Origin of the sequence: Rhizobium sp. AC44/96 (genome assembly GCF_001692185.1) — a bacterium.
Classification (GTDB): Bacteria; Pseudomonadota; Alphaproteobacteria; order Rhizobiales; family Rhizobiaceae; genus Rhizobium.
In genome coordinates this window covers 14,860-34,246 of record NZ_LXKO01000035.1, presented here as the reverse complement: position 1 = coordinate 34,246, position 19,387 = coordinate 14,860, and the positions used below count along the sequence as shown (strand labels likewise).

The following is a 19,387-nucleotide window of genomic DNA, read 5'->3' as shown; positions in this document are numbered from 1 at the left end:
CCCGGCAGGAATGCCGGGTTTTATCGTTCAGCCTGTATTCACCAGCCGGCCCTTACCTTGCCATCATCAAGGTGCAAGCCGGAATCAGTTGAAACAGGACAGGACACGATGAACAGCATCGCCAAAACTCTCTTTCTGACGGCAACAGCTGCTGCCATCACATTCTCGTCGATCGCGACCGCATCGGCAGATGACTGGCATCATCGCCACTATAATCACGGCAACGATGCGCTCGTCGGGGGCGCAGTTGGCCTTGCTACGGGATTGATCGTCGGCTCGGCTATTGCTGCTCCACGTTACGACGAACCGCGCTACATCGATCCGCCATATGCATACGACGATGCGCCGGTCTACGCCGCACCTCCGCCGCGCTACTACCGTCCGGTCCCTGTCCGCGCAGAACTTGAGCCGTGGACGCCGCAGTGGGAACGCTATTGCTCTTATCGCTACCGCTCGTTCGATCCGCGCAGCGGCACCTTTATCGGCAATGACGGCATGAGCCACTTCTGCGTCGCCAGCTGACGCCAGCGCCCGGAAGACAGATGACGAAGCGCCGCTTTTCAGCGGCGCTTTTGTTTTGAGGTCAGATACCGCGCAGGAACGGGTTGTTGCGCCGCTCGTCGCCAATCCGGCTACCCGGGCCGTGCCCGCAGATGAAACCGACTTCGTCTCCCAGCGGAAGCACCTTGTCGCGAATCGATTCGAGCAGCTGCTCGTGATTGCCTCCCGGCAGATCGGTGCGGCCGATCGAGCCGTTGAACAGTATGTCGCCCAGATGCGCGAAATTCTGCGCACGGTTGAAGTAGATGACATGGCCCGGTGCATGACCGGGCGTGTGGTAGACCTCGAACGTATGCTCTCCGAGCGAAACGGTGTCCCCATCCTTCAACCAGCGGTCCGGTACGACGTTCTGCATGCCCGTGAGGCCGTACTTTTGCGCCTGCGTCTCTATCCGCTGCAGCAGTGGAAGGTCATCCTCGTGTGGCCCGACGATATCGACGCCGAGCGCTTCCTTGAGCTCCTTGGCCCCGCCAGCATGATCGAGATGACCATGGGTCAACCAGATCTCCTTGACGACGAATCCGTTCTCTTTCACCGCCTGCAGGATATTTGGCACGTCGCCGCCCGGATCAACGACAACGGCCTCCTTGGTCTCGGGATCGAACAGGATCGTGCAGTTCTGCTGAAATGCCGTCACCGGAATAATGCCAGCCTGGAGCATGCTCATGAGTGCCTCGCTTCATGTCTATGATGACGCGGTATAGTCGGAAACGGGCGCGCACGCAGCCGGCATTTTTTCGAACACAGCGTAAAGCGACACGGCCCCGTGCAGCGGCAGGCATCGTGGACGGGCGGAACCTCCCCTTCCCTTGGGCGTTACCAACCTATCGGAAACAAGGAGTACCAAGATGACCTTGAAGCGAAATCTTTTCCTGGCGGGCGTGATCCTGGCGGCAAGCGCCGGGCTTGGCCGGGCGGAAGAAATGGCGGCGACGGCCATCAATGATATGACGATCCGTTCTGGTCCCGGCACGCAATACCCGGCCGTAGGCGTTGCGACGCGCGGCTCCCAGACGATCCTTGATGGCTGCGTCGCGGGTAGCAAATGGTGTCGCGTGGACGTGAACGGCATGCGCGGTTGGGTCTACGCCCAGTATCTTGAAGTCGATCAGGGCGGGAGTCCCGTTGTCGTGGAAGAACACCAGCAAGACCTCGGCGTGCCTGTCGTGACCTATGAAGCAACGGCCAGCGTTGCCCAGACCGATGTGGCGCAGGCTGAACCGGCACCCGGCGACGAGTTGCTCGGCCCGGTCGGCTCAGTTGATGCGGTAGAGCCGCCAGCAAACGTCACGACCTACATCGAAACCAATCCGGGTCAGACGATCGATCTTGGTGGTGACGTCGTAGTCGGAGCGCAGGTGCCGGCAAGCGTTACGTTCCAGGAAGTCCCTGACTACCAGTACCGTTATGCACGCATCAACAACAGACCGGTACTGGTCGATCCGGGCACGCGACGGATTGTGTATGTCTACCATTAAGGTCTGAGAACCTGCCCTATCGAGGCGGCCACCCGGCCGCCTTTTCTGTGAGCGGTGCCACACAAAATTCTCACGTATGGGTTGCCATCCATTTCACTTTGCACTTGCATATGCTAAAATACTGATATTCAGACGATATCCCTGTTCCCATCGGACGCCGGATCGCCTGTAGGGCTGGCGATCATAGAGATCGCGCAGCCGGCGATGCGTTTGAGGAAACGCAAGGAGGGAATCATGGAAGCTCTGATACCACTCATTACCCAGGTGATTGCCGGCGCGGTCGGCGGCAATGTCGCAAGCGCCGCGCTGAAGCAGGTCGCGATCAACGCCGTTGCCAGAACGATTGCTGGCGCCGTCGGCGGGATCGGCGGCGGCATACTGCTCAGCATGTTCGGTGGCGAAGCCCAGATGACCGGACTGATCGCCGACGGCATCGGTGGCTTGATCGGCGGCGGCATCCTGTCGACGATCGTCGGCGCCGTCGCCGCCAAGGCAAGATAGCAGACACTCAGGCAAACGGCCGGCCATCCGAAGATGCACCGGCCGTAAGCTCTCTGTTTCATCACCGGCAGCAGCCGCGAAGGATCCGAACGAGATTCGGGTCGCCGAGGAAGATATTGGCCCCGCACCAGCTTCTGATTCGCTCGGCTGCCTCGAAACGCCCTCGCAGCTCGCTAGCGGTAGGTCGCTCGATCGCCTCTTCGCCGCGGTCGGGATAGCGCTGGCCATTGCCGCCGCCTACTGCCGCCGGCGCCAAAAGGAACTCGAAACAGCGATGCACGCCCGGCGCCATGCACGGGACTGTTGATTGTTATCCCGGTTCCGTCTTATCCACGGACACAGGGGAAATCGCACGTTGCGTCAGCGGCGTCGCGAATGCGGTTGAGTTTCGGTGGAATCCCGATCTCTTTCGCTTAGCGAAGCCAGGAGGAGTGAACAATCTCGCAAATTGCGCCAATATTGCTGGCATGATTTGGATCGTTCAGGACAACGTCGGAAACGAAAGGAAATGCCAAATTGGCACGACAGAGCAGCCCGAAAGTCGCGAAGCCTGAGCCATTGAAGATGCCGATGGAAAACACCGATACCATCGATTTCGACATCATCGAGCTGCTGTTCTTCTCCTATCGCGACTTCGTTTCCGACCCGGATGCGATCCTGGCGGAAAGCGGCTTCGGGCGCGCGCATCACCGCGTTGTACATTTCGTTAACCGCAATCCCGGCATGACCGTTGCCGATCTGCTGGATACGTTGAAGATTACCAAGCAGAGTCTCGCAAGGGTACTCAAACAACTCATCGATTCGGGGTATATTCGCCAGATCGCGGGTCCGGAGGACAGGCGGCAGCGGAAGCTTTATCCGACAGAGACAGGGCGCGAGCTTGCCTTTGCACTGGCAGAGCCGCAATCGCGCCGCATTGAAAGAGCATTCGACGGAGCTTCTCCGGAGATACGGGAAGGTGTGAAAGCCTTTCTGAGCGGCATGCGGAACAGAAAGAACTCGAAAGCGGACTGAATGGCGGTCAAGACAGTTATATCAGATGATGCGGCGCATTTGCTGGTTGTGGACGACGACACGCGCATTCGTGCGCTGCTCAACCGCTATCTAACCGAAAACGGCTTCAGGGTGACGGTGGCTGCGGACGGTGCCGAAGCGCGCCGCAAACTCGCAGGCCTCGACTTCGATCTGATCGTCATGGACGTGATGATGCCTGGCGAGTCCGGCATCGACGTCACCAAGGGCTTACGCTCGATCAAGAACGTGCCAATCATCATGCTGACGGCGCTGGCGGAATCCGGCAACCGCATCGCAGGCCTCGAAGCCGGCGCCGACGATTACCTGTCCAAGCCCTTCGATCCGCGCGAACTCGTTCTGCGCATCAACAACATCCTGCGGCGCAACGTCTCGAACGATGCACCCAAGATCGAACAGGTGATGTTCGGGCCGTACACGTTCTCGCTCACGCGCAAGGAGCTCAAGAAGGCTTCCGAGATCGTGCGCCTGACGGATCGCGAGCAGGAGATCATGCTGCTGTTTGCCAAGCGCGCCGGCGACACCATTCCGCGCCACGAACTCATCGGCAACGATGTCGATGTCGGTGAGCGCACGATCGACGTGCAGATCAACCGCCTCCGCCGGAAAATAGAAGACGATCCCGCAAATCCGGTCTGGCTCCAGACGGTTCGTGGTATAGGATACCGGCTGAGCATCGATTGAAGCCCCAACGTCAGGACCCTGCGACTTAGATGGTGACGTTCGACTCCCTGCGCCGCGAGGACCGCTCGCCCGCCCACGGATGGCGATGGCTAAGCCGCTGGTTCCGCCATCAGCTACCGACGGGCCTCTACGTCCGCTCGCTTCTCATCATCATCATCCCGATGGTGCTGCTGCAGTCTGTCGTCGCTGCGCTCTTCATGGAACGCCATTGGCAGATGGTCACCCAGCGCCTTTCGATGGGTGTGACCCGCGATATCGCGGCGATCATCCAGATGATCGAAACCTATCCCCAGGATAGCGACTACAGCACGGCGACCCGCATCGCCCGCGAGCAACTCGGATTGCAGGTATCGGTCGAACCGGATGGCGACCTGCCCCCACCGCGCGTCAAGCCGTTCTTCTCGATCCTCGACGGGATCTTGAGCGACGAGATCAGCGATCAGATCAAACGCCCGTTCTGGATCGATACGGTCGGCGATTCCAGCTTGGTCGAGATCCGCATCAAGCTGAAGGACAAGATCTTGCGCGTGCTCGCCAAGCGCAACCAGACCTACGCGTCGAACACGCATATCTTCATCGTCTGGATGGTGGCCGCGTCGCTGGTGTTGATCGGGATCTCCATCCTCTTCCTGCGCGGCCAGATCCGCCCGATCCAGGCACTGGCCGCCGCCGCCGAGAGCTTCGGCAAGGGGCAGAAGGACGAGACGTTCTATCCGCGCGGCGCCGACGAAGTGCGCCGTGCCGGTCTCGCATTCATTCTGATGCGCGAACGCATCGAGCGGCAGATCGAGCAGCGCACCGCGATGCTGACAGGCGTCAGTCACGACTTGCGAACTATTCTGACGCGTTTCAAGCTTCAGCTCGCTCTCGCCGGCGATCACGCCGACCTGCAGGGGCTGAACGACGATATCAACGATATGCAGTCGATGCTGGAAGCCTACATGGCCTTCGCCCGTAGCGAGGTCGAAGAAGATGTTGGCCAGTTGAAGCTGAGCGAGCTGTTCGAAAAGCTCGCGCCCGATTTCGCCCTGAATGGCAAGACGATGACCTATACGATCGACGGCGACGACGAGATCCTCGTCCGGCCGAATGCCTTTACGCGACTGGTGACGAACCTCGCCTCCAACGCCCGCCGCTATGCGAAGACGCTCAACATCGAAGCAAAGCACAGCGCCAAATGGCTGACCGTCATCTTCGACGATGATGGCCCCGGGATCCCGGAAGCCAACCGCGAAGACGTCTTCAAGCCATTCTTTCGCCTCGACGAGGCGCGCAATCTGGATGCCTCTGGAACAGGACTTGGCCTTGCTATCGCCCGCGATATTGCCCGCAGTCACGGCGGCAACGTGACGCTCGGCGATAGCCCGCTGGGTGGCCTGCGCGCAACCATCCGCCTGCCGGCCTGAGGTTGCGGATGGGCATCGATACCACGGCAATGACATGGTTCAATCCGCCGGCCTTCGCTGAAGAGCGGAATGGAGCCCTCCTCGTCCGATCGGGCGAAAAGACCGATTTCTGGCAAGGGACCTACTACGGCTTCCATCGGGATGACGGGCATTTCCTGCACCAGGAAAGAAGCGGCGATTTCACCGCGGACGTCACCTTTTCCGCCAGGTATGAGGCCCTGTACGACCAGGCCGGTCTCATGGTGCGCGCTGACGCCACCCACTGGATGAAATGCGGTATCGAATACACCGATGGCGCAAGGCACTTCAGCGTCGTTGTGACCAACGGAAATTCGGATTGGTCAGCCTTTCGCCTTGATCATGATTTCGACAGGATAACGGTCAGAGCGACGAGAAACGGCGATGCGCTTTTCGTGCAATACCGAATCGACGGCATGAACGAATGGCGGATGGCTCGGCTTGCCTGGTTCAATCCGGCATTCAGCAGCGTATCGGTTGGGCCGGTCTTTTGTTCGCCGCAGCGCGCCGGCTTCGAAGCCGTGTTCCACGACTACGCGCTGACCGATCCGGTCTCGCGCGATATCCACTGATCACATCAGTTTCTTGCCGTTCGGCACCGGCTTGTCTGTCGCGGCAAGCACAATCGCCCCTGCATCGTCCTCGAAGCCAAGTGTCAGAACCTCGGAGATAAAAGGCCCGATCTGGCGTGGCGGGAAATTGACGACGCCGAGTACCTGTCTCCCGACAAGGCTTTCAATCGTATAGTGAACCGTGATCTGAGCGGACGATTTCTTGACACCGATCTCCGGTCCGAAATCGATCAGCAACTTGATCGCGGGCTTGCGCGCCTGCGGAAACGGGCTCGCCTCGATGATCGTACCGACACGAATGTCGACACGCTCGAAATCGGCATAGGTGATCTCTTCAGCCATGGTATCGCCTCAGCCAGCAAGCTCTTCAGCGCGCTTGCGTGCGGCTGCAAGCGCCTTGTCGAACAGCGGCTGCATTGCGTCGTCCGCCATCAGCACCGAAAGCGCGGCGGCAGTGGTGCCGCCCGGCGAGGTCACGTTCTGGCGCAACCGCGAAGCGTCGTCGGGGGACTGATGCAAAAGCTCACCAGCCCCCGCGACAGTTTCCCGCGCGAGACGCATGGCAAGGTCCGCCTGCAGACCAAGTTTGCGGCCTGCCTCTGCCATGCACTCCACGAGATAGAACACATAGGCCGGGCCACTGCCCGACAAAGCAGTCACAGCATCAATATCGGTTTCAGCAGGCACCCACTCGACGGGGCCCGACACGCGCAGCAACGCATGAACCTGTTCGCGCTGCGCTTCAGTCACATGCGCATTCGCAAAAGCACCGGTAACGCCGCGACCAACCATGGCCGGCGTGTTCGGCATGGCACGAACCATGGCAGCTTCGCCGAGGTGCTTTTCAAGAAAACCGAGCGTCTTGCCAGCAGCGACGGAGACAACGACCGTACCTGAAACCACGGTACTCCTCACCGAAGGCAAAACCGTGTCCATCACCTGCGGTTTGAGAGCGAGAAACAGCACATCGGCCTTGAGGTCAGCAGGAGCCGCCGTCAGATGCGTCGCACCCGCAGCGCGAATGGTCTCCATCATCGGAGCCGAAGGGCCCGGATCGATGACGACCACGGACGATCCCGGAACACCGTTCTTGAGCCAGCCGGAGAGCATCGCCCCGCCCATATTGCCGGCACCAACGAGAACAATTCGGCCGACAGAGACGACAGCAGACGACATATTACGCTTCACCCACGGTTTCGAACAAAACGACTTCCATGGCGCGGTTCGCGTCCATGCCGGACCAGATCACGAACTGGAATGCCTGGTAATAGGCCTCGCAGGTGTCCAGCGCGCTGGCGAGAAGGACCTCGACCTGGCGGTTTGTCGGCTCGGCGCCGCCGGCAAGCAGAAGCGACTGGCGGAAGATGATGACATCCTCCTGGCGCCACAGGTCGAAATGCCCCATCAGCACCTGACCGTTGATCGCGGCGAGCAGCTTCGTAACTTCGTTGACCCGCTGATCCGGCACCTTGACGTCGAATGCGCAGCCAAGATGCAGGGCTTCGAACTCTTCCATCCAGGAAAAGGAGACGTGGTAATCAGTCCACTTGCCTTCGACTGTCATCGCGATTTCATCATCGCCAGACCGCTCGAAAGCCCAGTCGTTGTTCGCGGCGACATACTCGATCATATCGACCGGGTTTGACTGACGCTCGACTTCCAATTCCATGAGGCTCATACAGCACCTTCTTGACCGGAGTGAATGCGATCCAACTTCGTCAACGGGGACACAAGAAAGAACACACGCAACTACCGGAAACCACCAACCCAGATGATCGTTGAACCAACGCCAGACTAACGCAGTCACCCTGTCCGGAGCTTACCAGGCGCTTCGAATCATCATTTAAAATCAGTGTATAACGGGCTCGACGGCACGCCAGCCCCCAGAGGGCCCTTTTCGGGAACGGCGCTGTGGAAAGGTGTTGGGAATTGGATTCAGAAGGAGGGTTTAAACGACTCTGCGCATTGGCTTTTTTGGCAGTGTCCACAGGTGGATAACGCGACCTGCATTTTCGGCTGTAGCCGCGGTGTGTCTCTTAAAGGCCACACCGCCGCCTGTCTCAGAATGGGATTACTTACCTTTGGCGGCGAGTTTTGCTTCCAGCGCGGCAATTCGAGCCAGAAGAGCGTCGTTTTCGTCGCGCGCCTTGATCGCCATTTCGCGAACAGCCTCGAATTCTTCGCGCTTCACGATGTCCATGCTGTTCAGCCAGCGTTCGGCCTGTGCGCTGAAGGCGGTTTCGATTTCCTTGCGGACGCCCTGGGCCGCGCCGGCGGCATCGGTCATCAGCTTGGCGAACTCGTCCATGATGCGGTTTGCTCCAGTCGTCATGGCGGCTTACTCCCTTTAATCTATAGCGTGCGGCCGCTTGCGGCTCTATGAAATGAGGTAGGGCTTCGCCGTTAAGGATGCAAGCGCTTTGCTCTGGATAAGCGCCCCCTCTCATTATCCATCACTAACAATCGACTTGACCGCCTGTTATGGCAGCGCCATCTTCCGCCCACATCAACGGATGGGAACACCTTGCCGACAGCAGCGAATCTACTGGCGATCATGCCTTTCCCGAACATTGATCCGATCGCCTTCTCGATCGGACCTATCGCCGTTCACTGGTACGGCTTGGCCTACGTCACCGGCATCATGCTCGGCTGGTACTATGCACGTATGCTCGCGGGCAACGACAAGCTATGGCCGGGCAACGTATCGCCGATTTCCAGGGCGCAACTCGATGATTTCATCGTCTGGGTCGCGCTCGGCATCGTCCTTGGCGGGCGTATTGGCTACATTCTGTTCTACGACATGCCTGCGGTGATCGAGAGCCCGATCCGGGCCATCCAGATCTGGAACGGCGGCATGTCCTTCCACGGCGGGCTGACCGGCACGACGATCGCGATGATCATCTTCGCGCGCCGAAACAGCATCCCGCTCTGGAGCCTTTTCGATATCGTCGCAGCCGTAGTGCCGATCGGCCTCTTCTGCGGCCGTATCGCAAACTTTATCAATGGAGAGCTCTGGGGTCGGTTGACGGATGTGCCGTGGGCTGTCGTTTTCCCGAGTGGCGGACCGTTTGCACGCCATCCCAGCCAGCTCTACGAAGCCGGCCTCGAGGGCATCACGCTCTTGATCGTCCTGACAGTGCTGATCTACGCATTCCGCGCGCTGAAGGCGCCAGGCTTCATCACCGGTGTTTTCGTCTGCGGCTATGCGCTCTCGCGCATCTTCGTCGAATTCTTCCGTGAACCCGATGCTCAGCTCGGCTATCTGCTCGGCACAAACTGGCTGACGATGGGCATGGTGCTCTCGTCTCCCATGATCCTGCTGGGTGTCTGGGCGATGATCCGTGCCCGCCGTCAGGCTGCTCCGCAGCTCTGATCGCGTTTATCGGAGGAGGAGAACCATGACCACCGCACTCGGTGAGAAGATCAAGGCGATCATCCAGGCCAATGGGCCAATCAGCGTGACGGACTACTTCTCGCTCTGCCTGGCCGATCCCGACTACGGATACTACAGGACGCGCGAGCCCTTCGGACGGTCCGGGGATTTCGTCACCGCACCCGAAGTCAGTCAGCTCTTCGGCGAGATGATCGGCGTCTTCATCGTGCACGCATGGCAACGCCACGGCGCGCCAACCGGCGTGAGGCTGGTGGAAATCGGCCCCGGACGCGGCACGATGATGGCCGACATGCTCCGCGTCATTGCCCGCCTCGCGCCACCGCTGTTCGAGAACATGACGATCCATCTCGTCGAAACCAGCGAGCGTCTGAGCGATGTGCAGCAGGAGACCCTGGCAGCCTACGCCGGCCAGATCCAATGGCACCAGGATTTCGACGATGTGCCCCCCGGCTTCACGCTGATCGCGGCCAATGAGCTGTTCGATGCCATACCATTTCGTCAGTTCGTGAAAACCCCGACAGGCTTTCGCGAGCGCATGGTCGGTATCGATGCGGACGACGAGCTGTCCTTCGGTGCCGGCGTGGCTGGGATCGACCCTGCCCTTCTCCCCGAACAGGCATCGTCGATGCCGGTGGGAACGATGTTCGAGATCGCCCCGGCCCGCCAGTCGGTGATGCTGGCGATCAGCGAAAGGCTGAAGCGCCTCGGCGGTACCGCGCTCGCGCTCGATTACGGCCATCTTGTCACCGGCTTCGGCGACACCCTTCAGGCCGTCCGCATGCATGAGTTCGATCCGCCGCTCGCCCACCCGGGCGAAGCCGACCTGACCAGCCATGTCGATTTTCAGGCCCTTGCCGAAACGGCGGTTTCCGCCGGCTTGCATGTGAACGGAATGCTGCGCCAAGGCGATTTCCTGGTTGGCCTCGGCATTCTCGAGCGTGCGGCGGCCCTTGGCCGTGATCGCGAGCCCCGCACCCAGCAGATCATCCAGACCGCCGTTGACCGCCTTGCCGGCGAAGGCGAAGGCAAGATGGGGGAACTCTTCAAGGTGATGGCCGTTTCATATCCCGCGGTAGACCTGATGCCGTTCCGCGCTGTGGATTGACAGGGCGCGCGCCGCTGGGCCAACATCCGGCCCGACAGAAAACTGCTTCGCCGCACGGCGCGGCAGACTTGCAGAATAATTTTGGAATGACAGATGACAGATGCGCTCTTCCCGGCACCGATCCAAAGCGCGCTGCTGAACGCCGCGACCGGTGACGCGATCCTTCATGGCTATTTTACCAGGCTCGGCGGAGTGTCCGATGGCATCTACCGCGGCCTGAATGTTGGCCTCGGCTCCAACGACGAACGCGAGAAGGTCAACGAGAACCGTCGGCGCGTCGCAAACTGGTTTGACCTTCCTGTCGAACGGCTGGCAACGGTCCACCAGGTTCATTCACCCGATGTCGCCGTCGTCGATGATGACTATGATGGCAAACGCCCGGCCGCCGATGCTTTGGTTACAGCGACACCAGGGATAGCGCTCGGCGTGTTGGCCGCCGATTGTGGACCGATCCTGTTTGCCGATCCGGAAAATCGTGTTGTCGGCGCCGCTCATGCCGGCTGGAAGGGTGCGCTTACGGGCGTGCTGGAAAACACCATCGAGGCCATGGAGAAGCTGGGCGCAAACCGCGCAACCATCACGGCCTGCCTCGGCCCATCGATCAGCCAGGCCAGCTACGAGGTCGGCCCGGAGTTTGTCGAGCGCTTCCTGAACCAGGAGCCGTCATACGAACGCTATTTCGTGGCGTCGTCGAAACCGGGCCATTCGATGTTCAATCTTCCCGCTCTGACAGTCGACAGGCTACGGGCTGCGGGTGTTCGCGCGGAAAGCCTGGGGCTTTGCACCTACCCGGACAGCGAGCGCTTCTTTTCCTACCGTCGCACCACGCACAACAATGAGCCGGACTACGGTCGACAGATATCGGCGATCGCCATCAGGGAGATTTGAACGCATGGCCCTACACTTTGAGAAGCCTGAATTTGCGGTTCGCCTCGCCCGCCTGACCGACAAGATGCGGGAAGAGAAGCTGGACGCCGTTCTGCTCTTCGCTCAGGAAAGCATGTACTGGCTGACCGGCTATGACACCTTCGGCTACTGCTTTTTCCAGACGCTCGTGGTCAGGGCCGACGGGACGATGGCCCTGATCACGCGCTCGGCCGACCTCCGGCAGGCGAAGCACACGTCTATCCTGGAGAACGTTCACGTCTGGGTCGACCGCGTGAATGCCGATCCGACGGTGGACTTGAAAAATCTGCTGGTGGAGATGGACCTGCTCGGCGCTCGCATCGGCGTCGAATATGACACGCATGGCATGACCGGGCGGATCGCCCACCTCTTGGACGCGCAGCTGACGGCCTTCGGCCAGATCGTCGATGCTTCGTACCTTGTCAGCCGCCTGCGCCTGGTCAAGAGCCCCGCCGAGATTTTCTATGTCGAGCGCGCGGCGGCCCTTGCCGACGACGCGCTAGATGCTGCAATTGCATTGACCAAGCCCGGCGCCGACGAGGCAGATATCCTTGCTGCCATGCAGGGCGCCGTGTTTGCTGGCGGTGGCGACTACCCGGCCAACGAGTTCATCATCGGCTCGGCCGAAGACGCGCTTCTCTGCCGCTACAAGGCCGGTCGCCGGAAGCTTGGCGACAATGATCAGCTGACATTGGAGTGGGCGGGCGCGTATGCGCACTACCACGCCGCGATGATGCGCACGATCGTTGTCGGAGAGCCGAGCTATCGCCACCGCGAACTCTACAATGCCTGCCTCGAAACCATCCAGGCAATCGAAACCGTTTTGAAACCGGGACATGTTTTTGGCGATGTCTTCGACATGCACGCCAAGATCATGGACGAGCGCGGGCTCGCCCGTCACCGGCTGAACGCCTGCGGCTACTCTCTCGGCGCCCGTTTTTCGCCGTCCTGGATGGAGCACCAGATGTTCCATGTCGGCAACCCGCAGCCGATCGAGCCCGGCATGTCGCTGTTCGTGCACATGATCATCATGGATTCGGACACGGGAACAGCCATGACGCTCGGCCAGACTTACCTGACGACCGAAGGCGAGCCGCGCGCCCTCTCCCGCCATCCGCTGGACTTCATCAACGCCTGACGCCACACCCGGCAACAATCCGCAATTGACACAAGGCAGCCGCGACCGTCATAAAGTCAGCCGGGGCTGACACGCATGATGGAAGGACGAAACGAGGGATGACGCGACTTGCGACAGCGCCCGCGCTCTTTTCGTGTATTGCCCTGTTGTCTGCCTGCAATACCACGGATGCCCTGACGCCATTGGTCGATATCGGCGACACCTCGGGCAGCGTCCGTTCGTCTCCAGTGACCCAGAACGACGTCGAGCGCATGGCGGGCACCACGCCGCGCAGGCAGGCTTTCGCCGCCGAGCCGCGACGCGGCGGTTACGCGCAGCCCGACTACCGGCCCGGCACCGGCACACCGCCGACGACGATGGACGAACAAGCCCTCGCACTGGAAAACCAGGCGCCCGTATCCCCTGCATCCGCGCGCATCCAGACCCAGACGCTATCGGAACCGGTGTCCAATGCCGAAGCCGAAGAGCAGGACATGATCGAGCAGCCGGCGCGAGCAGCGCCACCGCCGCAAACCCACACGGCAGCGGTGAACCCCGGCGTCAACCGTGACGCCACCGTGCGCTTCCTTCCAATCATCGGCGCCCCCGTCCAGGCGGTGACGCCGCTTTCGCGGCAGCTCGGCGCCGAAGCCCGGTCCCATGGACTTTCGATCAAGAGTTCCAACGACAACAGCAGCTCCTACATCCTGAAGGGCTATCTCTCCGCGTTTTCCGACGGCGGCAAGGTGACGGTCGTCTATGTCTGGGATGTGCTTGATAACAGCGGCGCCCGCCTGCACCGCATCCAGGGACAGGAGAGTGTACCGTCGGCAGCGCAGGATCCCTGGGCCGCCGTCCCGGCGTCGGTCATGCAGCAAATTGCGTCGCGAACGATCAGCGAGTTTTCGTCCTGGCGCGAAACACGTGGCGGTTAAGCCACAAGCATTTTGGAAATATGGGGGCGTTCGACGCCTTTACGCTTGCATTCGGGAACAAGCTGGCTAAAAAGCGCGGCTATCAGCAGGTAACAGGCGGACCAAGATGAAGGTTTTCGCAGGCAATTCGAACCGGCATCTCGCCGAAGCGATCTGCAACTATCTCAATGTGCCTTTGGGCAGAGCAACCGTCCGGAGATTTGCCGACCAGGAAATCTTCGTGGAAATCCAGGAAAACGTGCGCGGCGAGGACGTTTTCCTAGTGCAGTCCACCTCGTTTCCGGCAAACGACCACCTGATGGAACTGCTGATCATGATCGACGCCATGCGTCGTTCGTCGGCACGCCGCATCACGGCCGTCCTGCCCTACTTCGGCTACGCCCGCCAGGACCGGAAACCCGGACCGCGCACGCCAATCTCCGCCAAGCTCGTTGCGAACCTGATTACCGAAGCCGGCGCCGACCGCGTCCTGACGCTCGACCTGCACGCCGGTCAGATCCAGGGCTTCTTCGATATTCCGACGGACAACCTCTATGCCGTGCCGATCCTGACGCGCGACATCAAGGCGAACTACGATATCAGCAACGTCATGGTCGTTTCGCCCGACGTTGGCGGCGTCGTGCGCGCCCGCTCTGTCGCAAAGCGGCTCGACTGTCTGCTGGCGATCGTCGACAAGCGCCGCGACCGCCCGGGTGAATCCGAAGTCATGAACGTCATCGGCGACGTGACCGGCAAGGATTGCATTCTGGTCGACGACATCGTGGATTCCGGCGGCACGCTGGTCAACGCTGCCGAAGCCCTGCTTAAGAACGGTGCCACTAGCGTCACGGCGTACATCACGCATGGCGTCCTGTCCGGCGGAGCCGTCACCCGCGTGACGTCCTCCAAGCTTCGCGAACTCGTCATCACGGACTCGATCCAGCCGACGACCGCGGTGCAGTCCGCGCACAACATCCGTGTTGTCACGACGGCCAACCTGATCGGCGAAGCGATCAACCGCACCAGCCAGGAAGAATCCGTCTCCAGCCTGTTCGACTGAGGCATTGCCAAAATCGTAACGATTGCAGAGCTTTGGGCTTTCCACCCAATGCGACTTCGGCTACGTTTTGCGTGATGTTTATGGAGGAGGAACGACGATGTTTGCCGGGTTGATATCGCCGAAGAAATGGTCGCTGTTCCTTCTTGCTCCGATGCTGGCGGCGTGCACCGTGGATGTCGATCCCGGCTACTCGCGCCCGCCACCACGCCCGCGTCCGCCGCAAACGCAGATGTGCACCATGGAATACGCACCGGTCTGTGGGCAGCGTGGCGGAAGAACGCAGACATTCGCAAACAGCTGCCAGGCGCGCAGCAATGGCTTTGCCATCGTCGGCCACGGAGAATGCCGCCGGCAGCCGCCCGTCACGCCAATGCCGCCGCATAGGCCTCAGCCCCAGCCGCCTCGTCCCGGCAGACCGGAGCCGACGCATCCGGAGCGTCCAGCCGGGATCTGCACCCGCGAATACCGGCCTGTCTGCGCACAGCGCGGACCCCAAACGCGGACATTCCCGAACGCTTGCGAGGCCCGCAACGGCGGCTTCCGCATCATCGCCGACGGCCAGTGCCGCTAACGAACGGCTAGGCCGCGATATTTGAGGCCGCGGACATCACCTCTTGCGGCGCCGGCACACCGAACAGGCGGCGCCCATCATCGACAACTTCGGTGAAGCACCACCTGACGAAGCCGTCGCGATCCAGCAGGAATTCGCCGACGAGCTGTCCCTCGCCCGTCGCGATCATGCTCTTGTCCTCATCGGTAAATTCGTAGCCATCGGCATTGTCGAGATATTCCGTGGCCGCGATGAAATTCATCGGCTCCGGTAATTCCGGCATATCGACCTTCATCGAGGTCATCGCACTCAGGCTGACCTTGTAAGGCCACTGCGTCTCCGATTCCGTGAACTCGATATTCGGCAATCCGAATGCTCGATGCGACACGCGATCAGGATCTGACGCCGCCAGCAGGTTGGGCAGCGGGTGGTAACGGAAATACATGCGAGCCCGCTCGATCGGCGTGTTGACGATCGTAAGGCTTTCCACCCCCTTTTCCTGCAGGTCGCCGGCAAGAGTGGCCATGGCCGCGATCTGGCGTCGGCAGAAGGGACAGTGAAGCCCGCGAAACAGCCCGACGAGAACAGGCTTCTGGCCGCGAAAATCGTCGATAGAAACCTTGCCTTGGCGCGTGATCGCATCGAGAACAACATTTGGGGCACGGTCGCCCGGTTGCAGCGGCTTGTCGCGTTGAATTTCCGACATGACACCCTCCTTTGCCTGTACGTCAGGCATGTTCCGCGTAGAACGAGGAAAACCTACACGCGGCGTTGCGTGTTCACCTTCAAACGGCGCTCGTTCAATCAAGAAAAGGCAAAACCACCAAGGCGTCAGGGTCCAGGCCGTGCTTCGTACAAATGTCCTGAGCCAGCGTAAAATACCGCTCAGCTTCCGCCATATCGTCCTTTTCCAAATTCAGGGTCGCCAAGCCATCATAGCATGGAAACAGGAGCTGCGGCTCGCCGATTTCGAGCGCAAGCCGCAACGCTTCTTCATAAAAGCCACGTGCAAGGCCCGGCTGTCCGTGACACTGATGGATCTGGCCCAGCACGATCAAGGGCACGGCCAGGTGGTCGCGCTGATCGAGGGCACGGTCGATCTCGATCGCCTTCTCGGCAGCCGGCACACCCTCGCTGGCACAGTTGTCGGTGAACGTGCAGCAAGCGACGGCAAGGTTCGCGTAAAGCCGCGCCTGGAAGCCGAGATCGGACATCCGCTCGGCAACATCGAGCCCGCGTCGGCAGACATCGATGGCGCGTGCCGGATCCACGATCGTGTAGAGAACGCCCAGGTTGGCATAGGCCCGGCAGGCTGCCCCCAGCAGTTCGGCATCCTCGGCAACCTTGAGACTGTGTTCGACTGCCTGCACCGCCTCCCGGCGGCGCCCAAGCCGCGCCAGCGCCACCCCTTTTGTATTGAGGGACTCCGCACGCGCCTGGGCCGCCTCGGCCGTCGCACAGCCCGCCGCATCAAGGCAGGATAGCGCATCGTCCGCCCAGCCGGCGGCCACGACATGATCGCCCATGCGAAATGCGAGATGGCCACGCTCCTGCAGGAGATGCGAAAGCTCGATCGGCGCATCGGCATCGCTCAGCATCGACGCTGCCTCCGCATAGGCAGCGTCCGCCAGGTCCCTCTTTCCGGCATCCAGATTGAGACGCCCGAGCTTGCGGAGCACGCGGGCGGCAGCAGCCCTCTCGCCGGTTTCCCGGAAGATCGCCAGCGCCCGCCCATAATGGTCCCGCGCTGCATCCCTGGCGCCGACAGGACCGCACAGATCCGCAACACGTTCGAGCAGCGCAAGCCGCTCCGACATCGTGCTTGCATCGCCTTCGACCGCCATGAGCGCCTCCCGATAGAGCCGCATCGCATCGTCGTTGGCATAGGTCTTTCGCGCCAGATCGCCGGCAGCCATCAGGTAGCTGGCGCCCTTGCCGGTCTCATCCGCAAGGCAAAAATGGCGGCCGAGTTGTGCGGTGTCTTCCAGGCGGGACGGCATACCGCGGTGCATCCGCTCGAGTGCCATGCCGACACGAGCATGCAGTGCCTTGCGACGCTGCAGCAGGAGGTTACTGTAGATGGCATCATGCAGAAGACTTTGCTTGAAGGCATAACCCGCCACACCCTTTATTTGCCGATGCTCCGTTTCCTCCAGAATTTCAGCCTGGCAAAGGCCGTCCAGCCCAGCGTCAAGACGCACCGGATCAGAGGCAACGTCCCGGAGAAGGGCCACGTCGAAGCGTGGGCCGATAACCGCCGCCTCCTGTGCCAGCCGCTTCATCTCGGGAGAGAGACGATCGACGCGGGCGAGCAACATTGCCTGCAAGCTCACGGGTATTTCCGAGCCGACCTCGCTGCCCACCACGGACCAGCCGCCATCGCTGAAGCTCAGCGTGCCGGTCTCGATCAATGCTCGAACGATTTCCTCGATGAACAGCGGATTGCCTCCCGCCCTCGTCAGGATGCCAGACCGCACATCCGCCGGAATGGCATCCCTGCCCCCGAAGTATTGGGCAAGAAGCGCTTCGCCGTCCGCCTCGGAAAGCGGCAGCAGGCGCAGCACGGTTCCACTCGTTCGGCTGGATGCCAATCCTTCGCTTTCCGTCGATGATCGGCCGGTCGTCAGCATCATCAGGCGCGTGCATTCAAGCCGGTCCATCACGAAGCGCAACGCCTCCACCGAGGCGGAATCGGCCCAATGAAGATCCTCGATCACAAGCAGCAGCGGGCTCAGCGACAGCCGCCGCTCGATGATGGTGCGGGTCGCATAGAGGATCTGCCGCCGCAGCTGCTCTGGTTCCAGATGACGAAGGGCATCGCCCGGATCGCCAAAACCGAAAATCGAGAAGAGAAGCGGTGCCAGCTCCCCGATGTCTTCCTCGGAAAAGCCAAGATCGCGCAGGCCTGCCGTCAGCAACTCGGCGGTACGCGTTGGGCTTTCCCGCTCCGCGATCCCGTATGCGCTGCGCAACACGGATGCCAATGTGCCATACGACTGATCGCCAAGCGGCGAACAGACGGCACGTCGCACGACGACATCACGAAACCGCTCGTCCTTAGACATCGATCCCAGGAAATCCTTCACCAAACGCGATTTGCCGATCCCGGCATCGCCGGCAAGCTGGACGAGTTGCGCTCTGCCGGCGCAGGCAAGGCCCAGGCATGAGCCCATGCGCGCCAGTTCCGCGTCGCGTCCCACGATCTCGGAATGCAAGCCGAGACTCTCCAGGCCACGCGCGGCGTTCGGCGTATCCAGCGGCGCGATCAGGCGATGAACGTGAATGTTGCCGGTCTTGCCGCGCAGCACCTGCGAACCGAGGCTTTCGAACGAGAAGGCATGGCGCGTGAAGCGGTGTGTCAACGCACCGACCAGGATCTCGCCCGCGCCCGCCATGGATTGCAGGCGCTGCGCCGTGTTGACCGTATCGCCCGTTACCGAATAGGAGCGCGAAGCCGATGCTCCGAAGCCACCGGTGACAACGGGCCCGGTGTTGATGCCGATATGCAGCTGCAGGGGCATGTTTGCAAGGGCCGGCCATCTGGCGCCCACGCGAGCGGCTCCGGCTGTCATTTCCAGCGCCGCACCAAGCGCCCTGGCCGGATCGTCCTCATGTGCCGTGGGAGCGCCGAAAAGCGCAAGAAGCGCATCGCCGACGAACTTGTCGACAAATCCGCCGTAATCCTCCACCGCCCGCGTCAACTCTTCGAAAAGCTCGTTCTGCAGCGCGCGCATCACCTCAGGGTCGGTTTTCTCGCTCAGCGTCGTGAACCCACAGAGATCGGCGAAGAGGACCGTCAGCATCCGGCGGTCAGCACCGTCTTCCACGGATGCCGTGGCCACGGCTTTTGGTACAACGGCGTCCCGTGCCACGACGCGGGTGGCTGAACCGCCGATCGGCGTGCCACATTTCGGGCAGAATGCGAAATCCGGCTGGCAAGCCTCGCCGCAGGCAGCGCAGGAGATCGGTTGCTTTGCGCCGCATTTCGGGCAGAACGCAAAGCCGCTCTCGATGGCAAAACCACAGGCGGCACAATCCATTGGAATGGCCCCGACCGCGCGGGTTCACGGCCCGCACTTCTGCCTCACA

General features: G+C 61.2%; 21 protein-coding genes. 14 read left to right on the top strand and 7 right to left on the bottom strand.

Annotation, left to right across the window (positions count from 1 at the left end):
- Positions 1–108: 108 nt before the first annotated feature.
- The gene (locus A6U87_RS21900) at positions 109–522 is read left to right on the top strand and encodes a BA14K family protein (RefSeq protein WP_065693434.1); all 414 of its coding nucleotides are present in this window, start codon (positions 109–111) and stop codon (positions 520–522) included.
- Between the two features lie 61 nt (positions 523–583).
- Here the strand turns inward: A6U87_RS21900 and A6U87_RS21895 are convergent, their stop codons facing one another.
- A complete protein-coding gene (locus tag A6U87_RS21895; RefSeq protein WP_065693433.1) occupies positions 584–1,228 on the bottom strand; it encodes an MBL fold metallo-hydrolase in 645 nt (214 codons plus the stop codon).
- A gap of 181 nt (positions 1,229–1,409) precedes the next feature.
- Here A6U87_RS21895 and A6U87_RS21890 point away from each other — a divergent pair, with 181 nt between their 5' ends.
- From A6U87_RS21890 to A6U87_RS21860, 6 genes are all read left to right on the top strand, one after another.
- The gene (locus A6U87_RS21890) at positions 1,410–2,039 is read left to right on the top strand and encodes a DUF1236 domain-containing protein (RefSeq protein WP_065693432.1); all 630 of its coding nucleotides are present in this window, start codon (positions 1,410–1,412) and stop codon (positions 2,037–2,039) included.
- A 234-nt stretch (positions 2,040–2,273) separates the two neighbouring features.
- Complete coding sequence (locus tag A6U87_RS21885) at positions 2,274–2,540, top strand: hypothetical protein (RefSeq protein WP_065693431.1); 267 nt, start codon at positions 2,274–2,276, stop codon at positions 2,538–2,540.
- Between the two features lie 516 nt (positions 2,541–3,056).
- The gene (locus A6U87_RS21875; protein ID WP_065693429.1) at positions 3,057–3,554 is read left to right on the top strand and encodes a MarR family winged helix-turn-helix transcriptional regulator; all 498 of its coding nucleotides are present in this window, start codon (positions 3,057–3,059) and stop codon (positions 3,552–3,554) included.
- A complete protein-coding gene (locus A6U87_RS21870; protein ID WP_065693428.1) occupies positions 3,555–4,256 on the top strand; it encodes a response regulator in 702 nt (233 codons plus the stop codon).
- A gap of 29 nt (positions 4,257–4,285) precedes the next feature.
- Positions 4,286–5,662 (top strand): ATP-binding protein, encoded by a 1,377-nt coding sequence (locus tag A6U87_RS21865; RefSeq protein WP_065693427.1) that lies wholly within the window; start codon positions 4,286–4,288, stop codon positions 5,660–5,662.
- An 8-nt stretch (positions 5,663–5,670) separates the two neighbouring features.
- Positions 5,671–6,252: a DUF1349 domain-containing protein gene (locus A6U87_RS21860; RefSeq protein WP_065693426.1), complete on the top strand. Its 582-nt coding sequence runs from the start codon at positions 5,671–5,673 to the stop codon at positions 6,250–6,252.
- Here A6U87_RS21860 and A6U87_RS21855 read toward each other — a convergent pair whose 3' ends face one another.
- The 4 genes from A6U87_RS21855 to A6U87_RS21840 form a co-directional block, all read right to left on the bottom strand.
- A complete protein-coding gene (locus tag A6U87_RS21855; protein WP_065693425.1) occupies positions 6,253–6,594 on the bottom strand; it encodes a tRNA-binding protein in 342 nt (113 codons plus the stop codon).
- A gap of 9 nt (positions 6,595–6,603) precedes the next feature.
- Complete coding sequence (proC, locus tag A6U87_RS21850) at positions 6,604–7,428, bottom strand: pyrroline-5-carboxylate reductase (RefSeq protein ID WP_065693424.1); 825 nt, start codon at positions 7,426–7,428, stop codon at positions 6,604–6,606.
- Position 7,429: 1 nt separating this feature from the next.
- A complete protein-coding gene (locus A6U87_RS21845; protein ID WP_065693423.1) occupies positions 7,430–7,930 on the bottom strand; it encodes a YbjN domain-containing protein in 501 nt (166 codons plus the stop codon).
- Positions 7,931–8,323: 393 nt separating this feature from the next.
- Positions 8,324–8,584, bottom strand: coding sequence for an accessory factor UbiK family protein (locus A6U87_RS21840; RefSeq protein WP_065693422.1), 261 nt, complete (start codon positions 8,582–8,584; stop codon positions 8,324–8,326).
- A 192-nt stretch (positions 8,585–8,776) separates the two neighbouring features.
- On the opposite strand from A6U87_RS21840, the gene lgt reads away from it, so the two are divergent.
- The 7 genes from lgt to A6U87_RS21805 all read left to right on the top strand — a co-directional run bounded on the left by lgt (position 8,777) and on the right by A6U87_RS21805 (position 15,319).
- Entirely contained in the window at positions 8,777–9,625 is an 849-nt protein-coding gene (gene lgt / locus A6U87_RS21835; protein ID WP_065693421.1) for a prolipoprotein diacylglyceryl transferase, read from the top strand.
- Between the two features lie 25 nt (positions 9,626–9,650).
- A complete protein-coding gene (locus A6U87_RS21830; RefSeq protein ID WP_065693420.1) occupies positions 9,651–10,751 on the top strand; it encodes a class I SAM-dependent methyltransferase in 1,101 nt (366 codons plus the stop codon).
- Positions 10,752–10,844: 93 nt separating this feature from the next.
- Complete coding sequence (gene pgeF / locus A6U87_RS21825; protein ID WP_065693419.1) at positions 10,845–11,639, top strand: peptidoglycan editing factor PgeF; 795 nt, start codon at positions 10,845–10,847, stop codon at positions 11,637–11,639.
- Between the two features lie 4 nt (positions 11,640–11,643).
- The gene (locus A6U87_RS21820; protein ID WP_065693418.1) at positions 11,644–12,795 is read left to right on the top strand and encodes a Xaa-Pro peptidase family protein; all 1,152 of its coding nucleotides are present in this window, start codon (positions 11,644–11,646) and stop codon (positions 12,793–12,795) included.
- Between the two features lie 98 nt (positions 12,796–12,893).
- The gene (locus A6U87_RS21815; RefSeq protein ID WP_065693417.1) at positions 12,894–13,709 is read left to right on the top strand and encodes a hypothetical protein; all 816 of its coding nucleotides are present in this window, start codon (positions 12,894–12,896) and stop codon (positions 13,707–13,709) included.
- 106 nt (positions 13,710–13,815) lie between these two features.
- Complete coding sequence (locus A6U87_RS21810) at positions 13,816–14,748, top strand: ribose-phosphate pyrophosphokinase (protein WP_065693416.1); 933 nt, start codon at positions 13,816–13,818, stop codon at positions 14,746–14,748.
- Between the two features lie 97 nt (positions 14,749–14,845).
- Positions 14,846–15,319 (top strand): Kazal-type serine protease inhibitor domain-containing protein, encoded by a 474-nt coding sequence (locus tag A6U87_RS21805; RefSeq protein ID WP_065693415.1) that lies wholly within the window; start codon positions 14,846–14,848, stop codon positions 15,317–15,319.
- 7 nt (positions 15,320–15,326) lie between these two features.
- Here the strand turns inward: A6U87_RS21805 and A6U87_RS21800 are convergent, their stop codons facing one another.
- Entirely contained in the window at positions 15,327–16,004 is a 678-nt protein-coding gene (locus A6U87_RS21800) for a peroxiredoxin-like family protein (RefSeq protein ID WP_065693414.1), read from the bottom strand.
- Between the two features lie 94 nt (positions 16,005–16,098).
- Positions 16,099–19,338 (bottom strand): adenylate/guanylate cyclase domain-containing protein, encoded by a 3,240-nt coding sequence (locus A6U87_RS21795; protein ID WP_065693413.1) that lies wholly within the window; start codon positions 19,336–19,338, stop codon positions 16,099–16,101.
- Positions 19,339–19,387: the final 49 nt, after the last annotated feature.